This window comes from Acidimicrobiales bacterium, from assembly GCA_041394245.1.
GTDB lineage: Bacteria > Actinomycetota > Acidimicrobiia > Acidimicrobiales > Aldehydirespiratoraceae > JAJRXC01.
In genome coordinates this window covers 1,638,209-1,656,382 of the sequence record JAWKIR010000002.1, presented here as the reverse complement: position 1 = coordinate 1,656,382, position 18,174 = coordinate 1,638,209, and the positions used below count along the sequence as shown (strand labels likewise).

Genomic DNA, 18,174 nt, shown 5'->3' with positions numbered 1-18,174 from the left:
ATGCGCACTGAGCTCGATTTCGAGTTGCTCGGCCGGACCGTGCAGGACCTCTACCGCTTCAAGCAGGGCGAGGTGATGAGTGCGATCATCCACCTGGGGGTTCGCCTCGGCCTCTTCGAGGCGCTCGCGGCCAACGACGGTGTCACCAGCGCCGAGTTGGCGACGGTGACGGGCCTCCACGAACGCTGGGTCCGCGAATGGCTCCACGCCGTGGCCGCAGCCGAGCTGGCCGAACACGACGACGGCCGCTTCAACCTCACCCCGGAGGCCAAGGCGACCCTGTGCGTTCCCGATCACCCCGCGGGCGTCGCCGGCGTGTTCGGTCCGCCCATCACCCATGGCGAGATCGATCGCACGGCCGAGGCCTTCGAGACCGGGGTCGGCATGACCTGGGACGAGCACGGCGCCCACACCTGTCACTTCCAGGCGGCCATGGGCGCCGGTGGGCAGAAGACCTGGCTCGTGCCGGTGATCCTCGATTCGATCGAAGGGATGACCGAGCGGTTGACCGCCGGTGCCACCGTCGTCGACATCGGCTGCGGGGCCGGCGTGGCGGCGACCGTCATCGCCGCCGCCTACCCGAACAGCACCGTGATCGGCATCGACCCATCGGTGCATGCGATCGAGGCCGCCGCCGCGCGCGCTGCGGCGGCCGGACTCGACAACCTGAGCTTTCGTTCCGGGGCGTTCGACGACCTGGCCGAACTGGATCTGGCGGACACGGATCTGGTCGACGCTGCGGGCGTCGACCTTCTCCTCACGCTCGACGTCATCCACGACCTCCCCCGGCCGGGCGACGCGGTGCGGGCGGCTCGCGCCTGCCTCGCCGACGACGGTGTCTGGTTCGTCGCCGACATCAAGACCCGGGGCGGGCTCGAGGACAATCGGGTGATCCCCGTGCTGCCGCTGATGTACGGGATGTCGATCCTGTACTGCATGTCGTCGGCCATGTCGGAACCGGGCGGGGCCGGCCTCGGCACACTCGGGCTCACCGAGGGCGTGTTCGGCGAACTCGTCGCCGCGGCAGGGTTCGAGACGGTCGCGACCCGCGAGTTCGACGTCGACCCGCTCAATCGCTACTACGAGGTCCGGGTCAGCTGAGCGCCGCTCGCATCTCGGCGAGCGAGGTCTGCCAGGCGCCGTACTCGATCACCGGTTCGTAGCCCATCGCGACATTGATCGCGAGCATCGCGTCGTTGCTCTGCGCGTTGCCGGTGGTCAGCCGGGTTGCATCCGGTTCCTCGGTTCGGAGCCATCGCCACATCTCGGCCTTGACCCGCTTGCCGATCCCGCGCCCGCGATGACGGTCGACCACCGCGGTGTCCCACTGGTACGACGCGGAGGGGCGCGTCGGATTCACGTGGACCCGGGTGTGGCCGGCGGCCCGGCCGCCGTCGTCGAGGGCCAGCACGCTCATGACCCGCAGCCCGAGCGTGCGCATGGTTTCCTCTTCCTGGCGCACGTCGTCGACGTCGACGTTCCAGTCGTTGATGTCGAGCCCTTCGTGGGGCATGTCGTTCATCGCCATCTGGCTCTCGATCCACGGCGTCATGTACTCGTCGGGGCAGGCATCGACCCACCGCACGATCTCCACATCCGGGGCCCGCCGGGAACCCTCGGTGATCCAACGGTCCATCAGAGCGGCGTCGACGGCGGTCGTGTCGAGCGCCGAAACACGTTCGCGGAAGTCGAGCGATGCGCCCATGCTCGTCCAGAAATGATGCCCGCCGTCGGTGTTCGGACCCCAACCCGTGATCACGGTCCGGTTGTCCGCCTCGGCGATGTCGAGTGCGGCGATCAGGCCGATGGTGCCCGCGTCGCGGTCGACGGCGGCGCCGAACATCTCGATGTTGGCGCGATGGGCGTTGGCCTCGTCGAGCTCGAGTTCGAGGTGGACGAGCGCCCGCGCCCGGTCGCCGTCGATCACCGCGAAGCGTTCGTGGCGGTTGCCCTCCGTGCGGTCGTGGTGGGCGAACCGAAGGAGTTCGGGACCGGTGATCGGTGGGATGGCCGGATCGGTGGCCATCTCATCGCGTTGCTGGATGGCGAGCGCGGACGCGAAGAGGTCGTCGTCGAGTTCGGTGAGGGGAACGACATGCATCTGCGCAGTCTCGCGCTCAGGTGCACTCCGGGATCACGAAATTCGGTCCTGTGAGGCCCGCACACGTCGTTTCGGTCGCGGCGACCTCGCCCCGGGGGTCGACGACGTAAGTGACGACGAGGACGTTCGACGGTCCCACGACGCGGAAGATCACGCCCTCCATGCCACCGACGAAGTCACGGGCGGTCGAGACGAACTGGGCCGGTGTGCCGGCGATTGCCGCGTCGACGATGCACTCGACCTTCGTGGGATCACCGGGGACTGTCGTGGGGTACCCCGTCGTTCGCACGTGGACGCCACAGTCGAGGAGCCCGGCGGGCACGGCGCGGAAGTCGCGGTCGGCGGCCACGGCGGCAGGGGAGGGCTGGGTCGGATCGTCGGCAGGGGGACGCCACGTGGTGGTGGATCCCGTCGTCTCCGGCGCACGGGTCGTTTCCGGTGCACTGCGCAACGGCGACGGGTCGGCCCCGTCGCTGCACGATGCGATGCCGATCACGGCCACGACGGCGAGCGCCGCGAGTCGAATCAGGTGATTGCCCCGGGGTGGAGGGAGGCCGACCATCGATTCGAACACTAGTTTCCCCCTGGTGCCCCGCCTCTTCGTCGCCGTCTGGCCTCCGCCTCCGGTCGCCGACCTGCTCGCCGGGCTCCCGCGTGCCGAGGCTCCGAGACTGCGATGGACCACGCCCGACCAATGGCACATCACACTCCGCTTTCTGGGCGATGTCGATGAAGCCACCGCGGTCGAGCTGGTCGGCGAGATCGATGGTCGGCGCGCCGAGGCCGAGCTCGGTCCGACGGTGCAGCGGCTCGAACCGGGACTCGTCGTGGCACCGGTTCGCGGACTCGACGCGCTGGCTGGCGCGGTGTGGGCCGCCCGTCCTGATGTCGGTGCCGCACCGCATGTCGACGGATTCCGCGGGCACCTCACCCTCGCCCGCCAACGAGGTGGTGGGGCCACCTCGGCCGACGGCGCGGCGATCGCCGCCCGCTTCGTGGTCGACGAGATCGCCCTCGTGCGAAGTGAACTCCACGCCGACGGAGCCCGCTACACCACCGTGACCCGGAGGTCGCTCTCGGCGTAGGGTCCGATCATGCCGTTCGTCGATGTCCGCGATCTCACGATGTACTACGAGATCCACGGGGCGGGTCCTCCGCTCCTGCACATCTCCGGTAGTGGGGGCGACCTGCGCAGGACGGCTCCCGCGCAGTCGGCGCTCAACGACGACTTCGAAGGCCTCCACTACGACCAGCGAGGTCTCGGCCAGACGTCGCACGGCGACGGGCAGCCGACGATGGCCGATTTCGCCGACGACGCCGCGGCCCTCTGCGCCGCGCTCGGATGGGAGCGCTGCCATGTGGTCGGCAGCTCCTTCGGCGGGATGGTCGCCCAGCACGTCGCCATCCGGCATCCCGGGCTGGTCGACCGATTGGTCCTCAACTGCACCTCACCCGGTGGCGCGCAGCCGTCGTATCCGTTGCACGAGATCCAGCGGCTCACCGCCGAGGAACGGGCTGATGCGTGGATGCCGTTGCTCGACACGCGGTACGTGCCCGGCGAGGAGATCCCCGGACTCGGCTCGCTGACCGAGTACTTCCGTGAGGGGCAGACGGTCGAGGCGTCGGCCGACGCTGCGGCCGGATTCGCCCGCCAACTCGAGGCACGCCGTACCCACGACGCGACCCCCGGCCTCGCGGGCATCACGGCGCCCACCCTCGTGTGCGCCGGCCGCTACGACGGCATCGCGCCGGTGAGCAACTCCGAGGCGATCGTGGCCGGGATCCCCGGTGCCGTGCTCGAAGTGTTCGACGGCGGCCACGTCTTCATGATGCAGGACCCGCGGGCGATGCCACGGATCCGAGACTTCCTGCTGGGCTGACGCCGTCGGTCAGCGCGGCCCTCGGCTACCACCCTTGGGGTGGCCCTTGCCACGGCTCGCGCCGTCGCTCTTGGAGCCGCCGCTGCGTGCCCCGGAGCCCTTGCCCTTCGGGCCCGAACCGCGGCCCTTGCCGCCGGTCTTGCGGGTACGGGCCTTGGGCCGTCGCTGCTGGTTGTTGCGGCGGGGTCCGTCATCGCGCCGCGGGGGACGGTCGTCGCGGACGTCGGTGTCGGGCGGCAGCTCGGGCAGGGCGCCGCCTTCGACCGCGGGCGGCTTCGTGATCTCGCCGGGGAGGTCGAGGCGCCGCATCATCGCTCGGACGAGCTTGGTCTGGCCCGGGTCGATGAAGGAGATGACCTTGCCGTGGGCGCCGGCACGTGCGGTGCGGCCGCTGCGGTGGACGTAGGCGGAGTCCTCGTCGACCGGGTCGAAGTGGATGACGCAGGCGACACCGTCGACATGGATGCCGCGGGCGGCGACGTCGGTGGCGACCATGGCGTGCGCCTTGCCGCGGGTGAAGTCGTCGAGCGCCCGGGTGCGCTGTGACTGCGAGCGGTTGCCGTGGATGGCGGCGGCTTTCACGCCGAGGTTGCCGAGCTGCTTCGCGAGACGATCGGCGCCGTGACGCGTCCTCGTGAAGATGATCGTCGGGCCGAACGTGGCGATGCACGAGGCAGCCAGGGGCACCCGCTCGGTGCGCGGCAGCTCCCAGAAGTGGTGCTCCATCGCCTTGAGATCGGGTGAGCTGGGCCCGACTTCGTGGCGCACCGGGTTGTGTTGATAGCGCGAGATGAGCTTGCCGACGTCGCCGTCGAGGGTGGCCGAGTAGAGCACCGTCTGGCGCTTCGGTGCGGTCTGGTCGAGCAGGCGCTTGACGACGGGCATGAATCCCATGTCGGCCATGCGGTCGGCCTCGTCGATGACGACGATCGTGGCGTCCTCGAGCGTGAGCGCACGTCGGGCAAGCAGGTCCTCGAGGCGGCCGGGGGTGGCGACGAGGATGTCGACACCCCGCTTGAGCTTGCTGATCTGCGGTTCGAGGCCCACGCCGCCGTAGACGGCGAGGACCTTGCGACCCACGGCATCGGCGAGCGGGGCGAGATCGGACGCGATCTGGTCGGCGAGCTCACGGGTGGGGGCGAGCACCAGGGCGGCCGGCCGCTTGGGTTCGGCCTTGTCGACGCCTGCGACCAGCGGGATGCCGAACGCGAGCGTCTTGCCGGAGCCGGTCGGGGCCCGGCCGACGACATCGCGCCGCTTCAGGAGGTCGGGGATCGTCGCCGACTGGACCTCGAAGGGTTGTCGGATGCGTTGTCGGTCGAGAACCGCGACGATCTCGTCGGGTACGCCGAGAGCGGCGAACGTGGTGGCCATTGGAGACGCCTTCGAGCGGGGATCTCTCGCTGGGCCTCTGCCCGCGACCAGCCGCTTCTCCGGAAAGGGTACCGCGCCGGGCGGCTACTCCTCGCCGACGGTGCCGTCCCGGTCCAGCCGCAGGCTCGCCGAGTTCATGCAGTAGCGCTGACCGGTGGGGGCCGGACCGTCCGGGAAACGGTGGCCGAGGTGGGCGCCGCAGTTGGCGCACACCGCCTCTTCGCGGACCATCCCGTGGCTCGTGTCGGTGTGGATCTCGACCACGTCGTCGCCGACGGTGTCGAAGAAGCTGGGCCAGCCGGAACCGGATTCGAACTTCGTGTCGCTGGTGAACAGGGCGGTGTCGCACACGATGCAGCGGTAGGTGCCGTCGTCGTGGCAGTCCCAGTACTCGCCGGTGAACGCCCGTTCGGTGCCGGCCTGTTGGGTGACGGCGTACTGCTCGGGGGTGAGCCGTGCCCGGAGCTGCTCGTCGGTCTCGGTGATGTCGGTCATCGGGGACTCCTTCGTCGTGGTGCACGTTAGAACACGTCCACCGCCGGTTTTGGTCCCGAAATCCACCGGTCGTGCTGTTCGGTCCTTGACCGAACAGCTGTTCGCAATTACGTTCTTGTCATTCGTCCCCGCCGGTGGGTGTCACACCCCCTCCGTAGGTTCGAGCCCACGCAAGCATCACCACGTACGCATCAAGGAGACACAGTGGAACGAGACAAGGCACTCGACATGGCCCTCGGGCAGATCGAGAAGCAGTTCGGCAAGGGCTCGGTCATGAAGATGGGCGAGAAGGGCAGCCTCAACATCGAGTCGATCCCGACCGGTGCCCTGGCGCTCGATCTGGCCCTCGGCATCGGTGGCCTGCCGCGAGGTCGGGTCACCGAGATCTACGGCCCCGAGTCCTCGGGCAAGACCACCCTGGCCACCCACGTGGTCGCCGAGGCCCAGCGCAACGGCGGCATCTGCGCCTACATCGATGCCGAGCACGCGATGGATCCGGTCTACGCCAAGGCGATCGGTGTCGACATCGACGAGCTGCTGATCTCCCAGCCCGACACCGGTGAGCAGGCGCTCGAGATCGTCGACATGCTCGTGCGTTCCGGTGCGCTCGACGTGATCGTCATCGACTCCGTCGCCGCACTGACACCCCGGGCCGAGATCGAGGGCGAGATGGGCGACACCCATGTCGGTCTCCAGGCCCGTCTGATGTCGCAGGCGTTGCGCAAGCTCACCGGCAACCTCAGCAAGTCGCAGACCGTCTGCATCTTCATCAACCAGCTGCGAGAGAAGATCGGCGTGATGTTCGGCTCGCCCGAGACCACGCCGGGTGGTCGAGCGCTGAAGTTCTACTCGTCGTGCCGACTCGACATCCGTCGTATCGAATCGATCAAGGACGGTGTCGAGGTCGTGGGCAACCGCACCCGGGTCAAGGTCGTGAAGAACAAGTGCGCTCCGCCGTTCCGCCAGGCCGAGTTCGACATCATGTACGGCACCGGCATCTCCCGGGAGGGTTCGGTGCTCGACCTGGCGGTCGAGGAAGCGATCGTGAAGAAGTCGGGCGCCTGGTACACCTACGACGGCGAACAGCTCGGCCAGGGCCGCGAGAACGCCAAGAAGTTCCTCCAGGACAACCCCGAGGTCATGGTCGAGATCTCCGACCGGGTCTGGAAGACCGTCATGCCCGAGATCGAGGAAGCTGCAGCGGGCATCGACCTCACCGAGGACGACGAGGAGTTCTCCGAGGCCGACGATTTGCCGATCGCTCTCGACGACTGACCCCCGAGCGTCGAGATGCCAACGAGTGGGCCGCCTTCGGGCGGTCCACTCGCCGTTTCGGCCCGGACGGGGTCGGCGCGCTCAGTCGAGCGTGATGACGATGCCGACGCCGGCGTCGGCCTGGCGCTTGAACCGGCGAGACAGCCTCGAGAACGCGTCGATCGCCCGGTACTGGATGCCGTACTTCGATTTCACCGCGGCCTCGACGGTTCGAAAGGCCTGGCCCGAGACGACGGTGGCCGTGCCCGTGCGCGTGGCTGCGCCTTCCTTGGCCACGCCCTTCATGTTGCACGCCACCAGCTCCACTGTCGGTGTGTGCGCGATGCGCTTGACCTTCCACGTGTCGTTGTCGGTCGTGAAGCCGACGGTGCCGTCGCCGAGATCGGCGATCCACACCGGTGACTCCTTGCGGCGACCGTCCTTGGTGAAGGTCGTGAGACGGACGTACTTCTCGTGGGCGATTGCTGGCATGTCTGCAGTCTCGCGCGGGCATCCGTTCAGAGTTTCGAAAGAGAAACTAGATTCGCGGCAGCGATCGGGTTGGGGACGCGATCCACTCACGGGGGAGGTCACCATGCGTGACACGAAGATTCTGGCGGCCGAGGCGATCGGGACATTCATCTTGATGATGGGTGGACCCGGCGTGGCAGTACTGGCGGCGGGCACCGGCGCGCTCGATGGTGCCGCGGTGCTTGCGGTCGCCCTCGGCTTCGGCTTTGCGCTCATGATCGCGGCCTATGCCGTCGGTCCGGTGTCGGGATGCCACATCAACCCGGCCGTCACCCTCGGTATGGCGCTGATGAACAAGATCGACCGGGCCAAGGTGCCCTTCTACATCGCCGGCCAAGGCCTGGGCGCGCTGGCCGGTGGTGCCGTGATCCTGATCGTGCGCAACGGGGCGGCCGACGATTTCGAGGCGACCTCGGCGACGTTCGCCACCAACCAGTGGGGCGAGGACTTCGGGTTCTTCAACTTCGGAGCGATGGTCGTCGCGGAGATCATCCTCACCGCCCTCCTGGTGCTCGTGGTGCTCAGCACGACCCGCAAGGGCTTCCCGCCGGCCGCCATCGGGCTCACGGTGGGCATCACGCTGACCCTGATCCACCTCATCTCGATCCCGGTCGACAACACGTCGGTCAACCCGGCCCGGTCGTTCGGCATGGCGGTCTTCGCCGGTTCCGATGCGATCGAGCAGCTCTGGGCCTTCTTCGTCTTCCCGTTGATCGGAGCGATCGTCGGTGCCGGTGCCTACCTCCTGGTGGCCGACGAGGGCGACGCCCTGGCCTAGCAGCCCCGCCGGTAGCCTGGCGGGGTGGGGAAGTCGTATGTGATCCGCACCTACGGGTGCCAGATGAACGAGCACGATTCGGAGCGCATCTCCGGCCTGCTCGAGGCCGACGGGATGACCCGCGTCGACGATGTCGCCGACGCCGACGTCGTCGTGCTCAACACCTGCTGCATCCGCGAGAATGCCGACAACAAGCTCTACGGCGCCCTCGGGCACCTCAAGGCGCTCAAGGAGTCCAACCCCGACCTCCAGATCGCCGTCGGCGGCTGTCTCGCCCAGAAGGACCGTGAGCTCATCACCGAGCGGGCGGGCCATGTCGACGTGGTCTTCGGCACCCACAATGTCGACCGGGCCCTCGACCTGCTGCAACACGCGGCGCAGCACGGTCCGATCGTCGAGATCCTCGAGGCGACGGCTCGTGAAGACGCCGACCGGTTCCCGTCGGCCCTGCCGACCCGGCGCGAAGTCGACCACGCCGGCTGGGTCACCATCCAGGTGGGGTGCGACAACACGTGTGCGTTCTGCATCGTCCCCTCGGTGCGCGGCTCGGAGGTCAGCCGCCCGTTCGGCGACCTCGTGACCGAGGTCGAACAACTCGCCGCCGACGGCGTGAGCGAGGTCACCCTGCTCGGCCAGAACGTCAACAGCTACGGCCGTGACCTGGCGGTGGCGCGCCGTTCGGCGCTCGCCGACGACGACGCCCACTGGTGTGGGACGCGATGGCTCGACGATCGGCGGGCCCGTCCGCTGTTCGCCGACCTGCTCCGGGCGGCCGGTGCGGTCGAGGGCATCCATCGGGTGCGCTTCACCAGCCCGCACCCGAAGGACATGCGCGACGACGTGTTCGCCGCGATGGCGGAGACCCCCGAAGCCTGCGAGCACCTCCATTTCCCGCTGCAGTCGGGCAGCGACACGATCCTCGCCGCCATGCATCGCGGCTACACCGGCGAGCGCTATCTCGAAAAGCTCGCCCGCGCCCGCGAGATGATCCCGGGTCTCTCGGTCACGACCGACATCATCGTCGGGTTCCCCGGCGAGACCGACGACGACTTCGAGCGCACGCTCGAGGTGGCTGCTGCCGCCGAGTTCGACGCTGCGTTCACCTTCGTGTTCTCTCCCCGACCCGGCACCGAAGCAGCCGAGATGACCGAGCAGTTCGTCGAGCACGACGTCGCCGTGGAGCGCTACGAACGGCTCCGTCTCGTGATCGAACGCTCGAGCCGTGCCGCCAACGAGCGTCGGGTCGGCCACGTCGAAGAGGTCACCGTCGAAGGTCCGTCGAAGAAGGACCCCTCGGTGCTGACCGGCCGCACGCGGCGCAACACGCTCGTGCACTTCGCGTCGCCGACCCCGCTGCGGGCCGGAACCTATGCACAGGTCGAGGTGACCGATGCTCGGGTCAACCATCTGCTCGGCTCGCTGGTCGAGGTCACGCACCCGGCCCGCCACCGCACCCGCATCCCGGTCACCGCCGGTTGATCGTGTCGCCGGAGCAGCCGCGGTCGTTCGGCCCGGGCGTGCGTGCGGCGATCGACGACCTCGGTCTCGACATCGCCGACCTTCACGACGCGGGCGACGACCGTGGAGTGACGCTGCTGCGTCCCGCCACCATGCGTGTCGATGTGGGTGTCCTGCAGCAACGGGCCCCTGACCCGACGGGCCTGCTCGACGAAGCCGATCGGCTGCTGTGGCTCGCCGGCGTCGCACCGGCTCCTCGCGTGCTCGCATCCGGACGGGCCGACGAGGGCGACGAGGCCGTCGTGGTGCACCTCGGCGCCGATGCGACGTCGGCCTCCGCGGGCCACCCGATGGGGCCCGAGGCGTTGGTCGACGCGCTCGCCGTTGCGCTCGATGCACTGCACCGACGCCCGACCGACCACTGCCCGTTCGCAGCCGACACCGCCACGCTTCGCGGCATCGTCGACGATCGTGTCGCCCGTGGCCTCGTTCCCGACGCAGTCGACGGCCCGTATGTCGGACGCGGTGCCGCCGAACTCGCCGGGATCTTCGACGACCTCATGGCCGACCTCGGCGAGGTCGCCGACCCGGTGTTCGTCCACGGCGCCCTCGACCCGGCCAGGATCTGGCTCGACCCCTCGGGCGAGGTGACCTTCCTCGGATGGCAGTGGGCGGGGATCGGTGATCGCCACCTCGATCTCGCCGCAGCGGCGATGCTGCTGACCCGACTGCACGGTCCGGCGCTCGTCGCCCCCTTCTTCGACGCCTACGGATTCGACCGGGTCGACATCCGTCGCCTCGATGCGCATCAACTCCTGGCCCACCTGCTCACATGAGCGAGGCTCCGCCCACACGAGCCGATCGACCGCTGGTGCTGCTCGGCCCGACGGCGTCGGGCAAGTCGGACCTCGCCCTCGGCGTGGCCGAGGCCCTCGGCGACGTCGAACTCGTCTCGATCGACTCGATGCAGGTCTACCGGGGCATGGACATCGGCACGGCGACCCCGACAGCCGACGAACGCAGCCGTGTGCGCCACCACCTCATCGACCTCGTCGAACCGACCGAAGCGTTCACGGTCGGCGAGTTCCAGCGCCGCGCCCGGGCCGCGCTGGCCGATATCCGAGCCCGAGGCAAGACACCGCTCCTCGTGGGTGGCACCGGCCTCTACCTCCGCTCGGTCGTCGACGATCTCGAACTGCCCGGCCGATACCCCGAGGTCATGGCCGAGCTCGAGGCGGAGCCGACGACCGAGGTCCTCCACGCGCGGCTGGCCGAACTCGATCCGGTCGGAGCCGAACGCATGGAACCGAACAATCGTCGGCGGGTGTTGCGAGCGCTCGAGGTGACGATCGGCAGTGGCCGACCGTTCAGCTCGTTCGGGCCGGGTATGGAGCACTACGGCCCCACACCGTTCGTGCAGGTGTCGTTGCGTTGGCCCCGGCCGACGCTCGACGAGCGGATCGCCGTGCGCTACCAACGCCAGATGGACGAGGGGTTTCTCGACGAGGTGCGGGCTCTCGCTGCGCTCGGTCCGAGTCGAACGGCGGCGCAGGCCCTCGGCTACCGGGAGCTCCTGGCCCATGTCGCCGGCCACTGCTCGCTCGACGATGCGCTCGAGACCGCCGTCGTGCGCACTCGCCGGTTCGCCCGTCGTCAGGAACGCTGGTTCCGGCGCGACCCCCGCCTCATCTGGATCGACATGCCCGCCACCGCGGCCGAGGTGATCGAGACCTGGGATCGGGTTCTCGCAAACGAGGGGGCATGACGCCCTCGACCTGCGACAATGGAGGCACATGAGCGCCCGCTATTCCAAACACCACGGTCTCGGCAACGACTTCCTCGTCGCACTCACCGACAGTCTTCCCCTCGACGCGGTCGAGCGAGCCGTTGCCCTGTGCGATCGCCGGACCGGGATCGGCGCCGACGGATTGATCTTCGGTATCGAGCGGCCCGGCGCGCACGTGGCGATGCGGCTCCTCAACTCCGACGGTAGCCCCGCGGCGCTGAGCGGCAACGGACTCCGGTGTTTCGCCCAGGCGGTGGCCATCGCCCGCGGTGTGCCCCATCTCGAGCTCGATGTCGACACCCCGGCCGGCACACGGCACTGTTCGGTGATCGCGACGGAGGATCCGCACACCGTCGTCGTCACCGTCGACATGGGCGTCGTGTGCCCCGGACCGGACCCCGACGTGGCCGACCTGATGGACGCAGCGGGAGCGTCGGTGCGGATGGTGAAGCGTTGGGAGACCGGCGACATCGGCAATCCCCACATCGTCTGCGAGGTCGATGATCCGGCCAGCGTCGATCTGGCGGTCGCCGGTCCCGCCATCGAGGCCCACTTCGAAGATGGCGTCAACGTGCATTTCGTTGCGGTGTCGGGCCTCAACGAGCTCCAGGTCCGGGTCTGGGAACGCGGTGCCGGGATCACGAATGCCTGCGGCACGGGCGCGACCGTGGCCGCCCAGATCTTCCACGACTGGGACCTCGTGGGTCCGAAGGTCGTGGTGCGCATGCCCGGTGGCGATGCGCTGGTCGATCTCCGGGGGCCGGTGACGCTCACGGGGCCGGCGACCCACATCGCCGACATCGAGGTTCCCGATGCCTGATTCCGGCGATCGGCCGGAGGGCATCGACGACTTCGACACAGATCCCGATTTCGACGACTTCGACGAACCCGTAGAGGAGGAGAGCCATCGTGGCGCGTTCGGCGACTACGGCGGCTCGACCTCCGGGCTGATCGAGCGAACGTTCCGGGAGCGCATCGTGCTCGTGGGCGTCACCCTCGACGGCGCCGATTCCCGCGACACCGATGCCTCGCTCGACGAGCTCGCCCTGCTGGTCGACACCGCCGGTGCCGATGCAGTCGAACGCGTTCACCAGAACCGCATGTCGCCCGACCCGGCGACGTTCGTCGGATCGGGCAAGGCGAAGGAGATCAGGGAGATCGCCGAAGCGATCGACTGCGACACGGTCGTCTTCGACGACGAGCTGTCGCCCGCCCAGCAGTTCAACCTCGAGAAGATCCTCGGGCGTTCGGCACTGGACCGCACCGCGGTGATCCTCGACATCTTCGCCCAGAACGCGAGCACCCTCGAGGGCAAGGCCCAGGTCGAGCTGGCGCAGCTGCGTTACCGCCTGCCGCGCCTTCGTCGGGCCGGCGGCTTCTCGCAGCAGGGTGGCGGCATCGGCACCCGGGGCCCGGGCGAGACCCAGCTCGAGGTCGATCGTCGACGTCTCGTCCGACGGGTCCACAAGCTCGAGGCCGATCTCCGCAAGGTGCAGGCCCATCGCGAGACCCAGTCCAAGGCGCGTTCGCGGACCCGCAACCGGGCGGTTGCGTTGGTCGGCTACACCAACGCCGGTAAGTCCTCGCTGCTGAACAAGCTCACCGACGCCGACGTGCTCGTCGAGGACCGGCTCTTCGCCACGCTCGACGCCACCACCCGCAAGCTGTCGTTGCCCGGCGGCGAGACGGTGTACGCGACCGACACGGTCGGGTTCGTGCGCAAGCTGCCCCACCAGCTCGTCACCGCGTTCAAGACGACGCTCGACGTGGTGCGCGATGCCGATCTGCTCGTGCACGTGGTCGACGGGTCCGGCCCGGATCCGGAGGGATCGATCTCGGCGGTGCGCGAAGTGCTCGAGGAGATCGGCGCCGGCGACGTGCCCCAGCTGATGGTGTTCAACAAGTCCGACCAGGGCGACGGGTCCGCCCGCATGGCCGAGCGCTACGAAGGATCGATCGCCGTGTCGGCCCACACCGGCTACAACATCGATCTGCTGATGGCGACCATCGGCGACCGGGTGCGCTCGATGACCGAACTCGCCGAATTGGTCGTGCCATGGGACCGTGGCGACGTGTTGGCATCGGTGCACCGTGAAGGTCAGGTGCTGAGCGAATGCGCCGAGGAGGACGGGATGCGGATCAAGGCCCGGCTCGAACCGGCCTCGCTCGGCGCCCTGCGAGCATTCGTCGTGGAAGGACTTCCCTCGTCATGAGCCCGGCTGCGGGTGGCTTCGTGCCGCCGACCTATCCCTACGACCGCCTCGACGAGTTCCGGGCGGTCGCCGCCCGATTCGACGGAGGTGCGATCGATTGCTCCATCGGCACGCCGTTCGATCCGCCGCCGGCGTCGGTGATCCAGGCGTTGTCGACCTCGGGAGCGGAGCGGGGCTATCCGCCTTCGATCGGCACACCGGAGTATCGCAACGCCGCGGCCGGCTGGCTGGCTCGCGAACTCGGGGTGACCGTCGACGCCGACCGTGAGGTCGCCGCGTGCATCGGCACGAAGGAGTTCGTGGCGAGCACGCCGCACTACCTGAAGCTCCGCGACCCGAGCCGCGACACGGTGCTGTATCCGGCGATCTCCTACCCGTCCTACGAGATGGGGGCGATCCTCGCCGGCTGTCGCGCCGTCCCGGTGCCCGTCGACGAACAGTGGCGCATCGACCTGTCGGCGATCGACCCGGATGATGCCCACCGCGCGTTGTGCCTGTGGGTCAACACGCCGGGCAACCCGGCCGGGGGTCTCGACGACCTCGCCGCCGTGGCGGCATGGGGACGTGACAACGACGTGCTGGTGCTGAGCGACGAGTGCTATGTGGAGTTCACCTGGGACGGTCCCGCCCGCACGATCCTGACGGAGGGGACCAAGGGCGTGGTGGCGGTGCACTCGCTGTCGAAGCGGTCGAACCTGGCCGGCACCCGGGCGGGGTTCTACGCCGGCGATGCCGATGTCGTCGACTATCTCCGCGAGGTCCGCAAGCACGCCGGCTGTCTCGTGCCAGGCCCCGTGCAGGCTGCGGCTGTCGCTGCGTGGAACGACCAGGCCCACGTCGAGGAGCTGCGCGCGACCTATCGGGCGCGCCTCGAGCTCGGCATCGAGCTCTTCGCCCGTCTCGGCATCGATGCCGGGATGCCCCAGGGTGGGTTCTACCTGTGGGTCGCCGCGCCCGGGGGCGACGCGTGGGCGCTGACCGAACTCCTGGCCGAGCGAGCCGGGGTCATCGTGAGCCCCGGCGAGTTCTACGGAGTCGGGGGAGCCGGTCACGTCCGGCTGGCCGTGGTCCAACCCACCGAACGGCTCCAGCTCGCGGTCGACCGTCTGTCGTGACCCTCCCGCCGCCTCCGCCGCGGCCCGTGGCGCCTCGGCGTCCTGTCCATCGCGGGATCTGGGTCGGCATCGGCATCGTGGTCCTCGGGGTGCTCTCGGCCGGCGCCTGGCTGTTCGCCTCGCTCCCGTCGGTGTCCGACGACATCGACCGTTTCCATCGAGCGTCGCCACAGGTGTCGACGGAGTTCACGATCGTCGAGACTGTCGACTGGGACGTGTTCATCGAGCCGTCGGTGACATCACAGTCGGGCGTTCGGTACGAGATCGTCGATGCCGGGGGCCGGCGGGTTCCTCTCGGTCGCGACCACGGCTTCACCTACAACTGGTTCGGGCGATCGGGTCGGTCCATCGCCTCGGTCGAGCTCGAGCCGGGGACCTATCGCCTCCGAGTCGTCGACGGAACGGCGAGCATTGCGGTCGGCGCCAGTCCCGGGGGCAAGATCTTCCGTGCCATCGGTGGGGCGGTGCTGGTCGGGCTCCTCCTCGGGGTCCCCGGCGTGGTGATCGCGGTGGTGAGCGCGGTGCGCGACACTCGGCGGCGCAACCGCCACGCGGAACCCCCGCCCCCTTCGCCGTGGTCGGCGGGGGAGTGGCCCGCCTCCGGCCGCTAGCCTGCGGCCCATGTCTGACCTGCAATCTCGTATCGAAGCGATCTGGGACGCCCGCGACACGATCGATGTCGACGACCCGGAGGTGATCGCCACGGTGCACGAGGCGATCGACCAGCTCGACACCGGCGCCGCCCGGGTCGCCGAGGTCGGCGCCGATGGCAACGTCATCGTCCACCAATGGTGCAAGTACGCGGTGCTCCTGTTGTTCAAGATCTCGAAGATGGCGACCATCGAGAACGCGCCGTTCGAATACGCCGACAAGATCCCGCTGAAGTCGAACTACATGGCTCGTGGGGTGCGCGTCGTGCCCGGCGCCCAGGCCCGTTGGGGGAGCTTCCAAGCCCCCGGCGTGGTGATGATGCCCAGCTATGTCAACATCGGTGCCTATGTCGACGAGAACACGATGGTCGACACCTGGGCCACCGTCGGCAGTTGCGCCCAGATCGGAAAGAACGTGCACCTGAGTGGTGGCGTCGGCATCGGCGGTGTTCTCGAGCCGGCCCAGGCGGCGCCGGTGATCATCGAGGACGAATGCATGATCGGCAGCCGTTGCATCGTCGCGGAAGGCGCTCGTGTCGGCGAGGGCACCGTCCTCGGTGCCGGCGCGGTGCTCACCGGTTCGATTCCGGTGATCGACGTGGAGACGGGCGAGGAGATCTCGCGTGGCGTGGTTCCACCATGGTCGGTGGCGGTTGCGGGCACTCGGCCGCGGACCTTCCCCGGTGGCGAGTTCGGGCTGCCCGCCGTGCTCGTCATCAAGCGGTTGACCGAGGGACAGCGCCACGACAAGTCGGCCCTCAACGACATTCTCCGTGACCACGGCGCCGCGACCTGATTGCATGTTGGCGTGTCGATGAGCGTGCTGCCCACCGCCGATCTGTTCGCGCTCACCGCCGCGCTGGTCGACATCTCGTCGGTCAGCCATCACGAGCAGGCGATCGCCGACGCGCTCGAAGCCGAGCTGCGCTCGCTCCCGCATCTCGACGTGACCCGTATCGGCGACAATCTGATCGCTCGTACCGACCTCGGGCGTGAGCGTCGCATCGTCCTCGGCGGTCACACCGACACCGTCCCGCCGGATGGCAACGCTGGTGCGCACATCGCCGGCGACCGCCTCTACGGGGTGGGCGCCACCGACATGAAGGGTGGGATCGCCACGATGCTCGAGCTCGCCCGCACCGTGACCGAGCCGGCGATCGATGTCACCTATGTGTTCTACGCCCGCGAGGAAGTGGCGGTGATCCACAACGGCCTGCGCGAGATCGAGGCGACTCGTCCCGACCTGCTCGAGGGCGACGTCGCCCTGTTGGGCGAACCCACGCTCGGCGCGATCGAGGCCGGCTGCCAGGGGACCATGCGCGTGGAGATCACCCTGGTCGGCGCCCGAGCCCACACCGCCCGACCGTGGATGGGTCGCAATGCCATCCACCGGCTCGCGCTCCTGCTGACGATCGTGGAGACCTACCATCCACGTGAGCCCGTGATCGAGGGTTGCACGTATCGAGAGGCGCTTCAGGCCGTCCATGTCGAGGGTGGGGTGGCCGGCAACGTGGTGCCGGATCGGGCCGTGATCCGGCTGAACCATCGGTTCGCCCCCGACCGGACCGTCGACGAGGCCGAGGCCTTCCTGCGCGACCTGCTCGATCCGGCCCTTGCCGACGACGACATCTTCGAGATCGTCGACGCGTCACCCGCCGCCCGTCCGGGGCTCGACGACCCGCTGCTGGCAGCTCTCGTCGACCGCAGCGGGCTCGAGGTCCGGGCGAAGCTCGGCTGGACGGACGTGGCGTTCTTCGCCGAGCGCGGCGTCCCGGCCAGCAACTTCGGGCCGGGCGACGCCACGCTCGCGCACACCGCCGACGAGTACGTCGAGCGGCAGTGGTTGATCGACACCCACGCCGCGCTGCTCGATCTGTTGACCCGCGGCGTCTGAGCCGCGAACGGCTAAGGACTACAGCTTGCGCATCACCGTGACGACGCGCCCGAAGACCCGGACGTCGTCAGGGGCGAACACCATCTCCGAGAGCGCGGCGTTGGCCGGCACCAGCACGACCTGACCGTCGCGGCGGCGCAGGGTCTTCACCGTGGCCTCCTCGCCGGGGATCCCGGCGACGACGATGTCGCCGTCGGCAGCGTCGTCCTGGCTGCGGCACACGACATAGTCGCCGTCGAAGATGCCCAGTTCGATCATCGACTCCCCGCGCACCCGCAGCATGAACAGCTCGCCGCCGCCGGTGAGGTCGGCCGGCATCGGCACCAGTTCTTCGATGTTCTGTTCGGCGAGTACATCGGTGCCGGCGGCGACATCACCGACGAGGGGAACGTGCTTGACCGGCCGACGATCGGCGGTCGAGGCACCGCCGTTGTAGTGCACCTGGATGGCGCGCGGCTTCGACGGATCGCGCACGAGATAGCCCGCGTCTCGCAGATTGTCGAGGTGTGACTTGACGGTGGCGGGGGAGCGCAGGCCCACGGCCTCACCGATCTCGCGCACTGACGGCGGGTAGCCGCGGTCGTTCTGGTGCTCGACGATCATGTCGAGGATCTGACGCTGACGAGGGGTGAGGGTGTCGGACAT

20 protein-coding genes are annotated in these 18,174 nt (G+C 68.9%); 14 read left to right on the top strand and 6 right to left on the bottom strand.

Annotation, left to right across the window (positions count from 1 at the left end; translation table 11 throughout):
* Positions 1-1,101, top strand: a complete 1,101-nt coding sequence (locus tag R2707_08350; protein MEZ5245090.1) for a class I SAM-dependent methyltransferase — start codon at positions 1-3, stop codon at positions 1,099-1,101.
* Here R2707_08350 and R2707_08345 read toward each other — a convergent pair.
* Together R2707_08345 and R2707_08340 are read right to left on the bottom strand one after the other, a co-directional pair.
* Complete coding sequence (locus R2707_08345) at positions 1,094-2,101, bottom strand: GNAT family N-acetyltransferase (protein ID MEZ5245089.1); 1,008 nt, start codon at positions 2,099-2,101, stop codon at positions 1,094-1,096. The two genes, R2707_08350 and R2707_08345, sit on opposite strands and share 8 nt — an antisense overlap.
* 16 nt (positions 2,102-2,117) lie before the next feature.
* Positions 2,118-2,663 carry a hypothetical protein gene (locus R2707_08340; protein ID MEZ5245088.1) on the bottom strand — a complete coding sequence of 182 codons (546 nt, stop codon included), beginning with the start codon at positions 2,661-2,663 and terminating at the stop codon, positions 2,118-2,120.
* Between the two features lie 25 nt (positions 2,664-2,688).
* Between R2707_08340 and thpR the strand changes: the two genes are divergently transcribed.
* Both thpR and R2707_08330 read left to right on the top strand, forming a co-directional pair.
* Entirely contained in the window at positions 2,689-3,186 is a 498-nt protein-coding gene (gene thpR, locus R2707_08335) for an RNA 2',3'-cyclic phosphodiesterase (protein ID MEZ5245087.1), read from the top strand.
* 9 nt (positions 3,187-3,195) lie between these two features.
* Complete coding sequence (locus R2707_08330) at positions 3,196-3,981, top strand: alpha/beta fold hydrolase (GenBank protein MEZ5245086.1); 786 nt, start codon at positions 3,196-3,198, stop codon at positions 3,979-3,981.
* A 9-nt stretch (positions 3,982-3,990) separates the two neighbouring features.
* On the opposite strand, the gene R2707_08325 is transcribed toward R2707_08330, so the two are convergent.
* Positions 3,991-5,355: a DEAD/DEAH box helicase gene (locus tag R2707_08325; protein ID MEZ5245085.1), complete on the bottom strand. Its 1,365-nt coding sequence runs from the start codon at positions 5,353-5,355 to the stop codon at positions 3,991-3,993.
* 84 nt (positions 5,356-5,439) lie between these two features.
* Positions 5,440-5,850 (bottom strand): peptide-methionine (R)-S-oxide reductase MsrB, encoded by a 411-nt coding sequence (gene msrB, locus R2707_08320; GenBank protein ID MEZ5245084.1) that lies wholly within the window; start codon positions 5,848-5,850, stop codon positions 5,440-5,442.
* Between the two features lie 204 nt (positions 5,851-6,054).
* Here msrB and recA point away from each other — a divergent pair, with 204 nt between their 5' ends.
* Entirely contained in the window at positions 6,055-7,125 is a 1,071-nt protein-coding gene (recA, locus tag R2707_08315) for a recombinase RecA (protein ID MEZ5245083.1), read from the top strand.
* A gap of 81 nt (positions 7,126-7,206) precedes the next feature.
* On the opposite strand, the gene R2707_08310 is transcribed toward recA, so the two are convergent.
* Entirely contained in the window at positions 7,207-7,596 is a 390-nt protein-coding gene (locus R2707_08310; protein ID MEZ5245082.1) for a PPOX class F420-dependent oxidoreductase, read from the bottom strand.
* Between the two features lie 103 nt (positions 7,597-7,699).
* On the opposite strand from R2707_08310, the gene R2707_08305 reads away from it, so the two are divergent.
* Genes R2707_08305 through dapE form a run of 10 tightly spaced genes read left to right on the top strand, consistent with a single transcriptional unit; the run spans position 7,700 to position 17,529 of the window.
* Positions 7,700-8,413 (top strand): aquaporin, encoded by a 714-nt coding sequence (locus tag R2707_08305; GenBank protein MEZ5245081.1) that lies wholly within the window; start codon positions 7,700-7,702, stop codon positions 8,411-8,413.
* A gap of 24 nt (positions 8,414-8,437) precedes the next feature.
* Positions 8,438-9,892 carry a MiaB/RimO family radical SAM methylthiotransferase gene (locus tag R2707_08300; protein ID MEZ5245080.1) on the top strand — a complete coding sequence of 485 codons (1,455 nt, stop codon included), beginning with the start codon at positions 8,438-8,440 and terminating at the stop codon, positions 9,890-9,892.
* 2 nt (positions 9,893-9,894) lie between these two features.
* The gene (locus tag R2707_08295) at positions 9,895-10,707 is read left to right on the top strand and encodes a phosphotransferase (GenBank protein MEZ5245079.1); all 813 of its coding nucleotides are present in this window, start codon (positions 9,895-9,897) and stop codon (positions 10,705-10,707) included.
* Positions 10,704-11,636, top strand: coding sequence for a tRNA (adenosine(37)-N6)-dimethylallyltransferase MiaA (miaA, locus tag R2707_08290; protein ID MEZ5245078.1), 933 nt, complete (start codon positions 10,704-10,706; stop codon positions 11,634-11,636). Before R2707_08295 ends, miaA begins: the two co-directional genes overlap by 4 nt.
* Positions 11,637-11,664: 28 nt before the next feature.
* The gene (gene dapF, locus R2707_08285) at positions 11,665-12,477 is read left to right on the top strand and encodes a diaminopimelate epimerase (protein ID MEZ5245077.1); all 813 of its coding nucleotides are present in this window, start codon (positions 11,665-11,667) and stop codon (positions 12,475-12,477) included.
* Positions 12,470-13,870 (top strand): GTPase HflX, encoded by a 1,401-nt coding sequence (hflX, locus tag R2707_08280; GenBank protein ID MEZ5245076.1) that lies wholly within the window; start codon positions 12,470-12,472, stop codon positions 13,868-13,870. Before dapF ends, hflX begins: the two co-directional genes overlap by 8 nt.
* Positions 13,867-14,985 (top strand): aminotransferase class I/II-fold pyridoxal phosphate-dependent enzyme, encoded by a 1,119-nt coding sequence (locus R2707_08275; protein MEZ5245075.1) that lies wholly within the window; start codon positions 13,867-13,869, stop codon positions 14,983-14,985. The genes hflX and R2707_08275 overlap by 4 nt, the downstream gene beginning before the upstream one ends.
* Positions 14,982-15,596 carry a hypothetical protein gene (locus tag R2707_08270; protein MEZ5245074.1) on the top strand — a complete coding sequence of 205 codons (615 nt, stop codon included), beginning with the start codon at positions 14,982-14,984 and terminating at the stop codon, positions 15,594-15,596. The genes R2707_08275 and R2707_08270 overlap by 4 nt, the downstream gene beginning before the upstream one ends.
* A 10-nt stretch (positions 15,597-15,606) precedes the next feature.
* Positions 15,607-16,431, top strand: a complete 825-nt coding sequence (locus tag R2707_08265) for a 2,3,4,5-tetrahydropyridine-2,6-dicarboxylate N-succinyltransferase (GenBank protein ID MEZ5245073.1) — start codon at positions 15,607-15,609, stop codon at positions 16,429-16,431.
* 18 nt (positions 16,432-16,449) lie between these two features.
* Positions 16,450-17,529, top strand: a complete 1,080-nt coding sequence (gene dapE / locus R2707_08260; protein MEZ5245072.1) for a succinyl-diaminopimelate desuccinylase — start codon at positions 16,450-16,452, stop codon at positions 17,527-17,529.
* Between the two features lie 18 nt (positions 17,530-17,547).
* On the opposite strand, the gene lexA is transcribed toward dapE, so the two are convergent.
* Positions 17,548-18,174 carry a transcriptional repressor LexA gene (gene lexA, locus R2707_08255; GenBank protein MEZ5245071.1) on the bottom strand — a complete coding sequence of 209 codons (627 nt, stop codon included), beginning with the start codon at positions 18,172-18,174 and terminating at the stop codon, positions 17,548-17,550.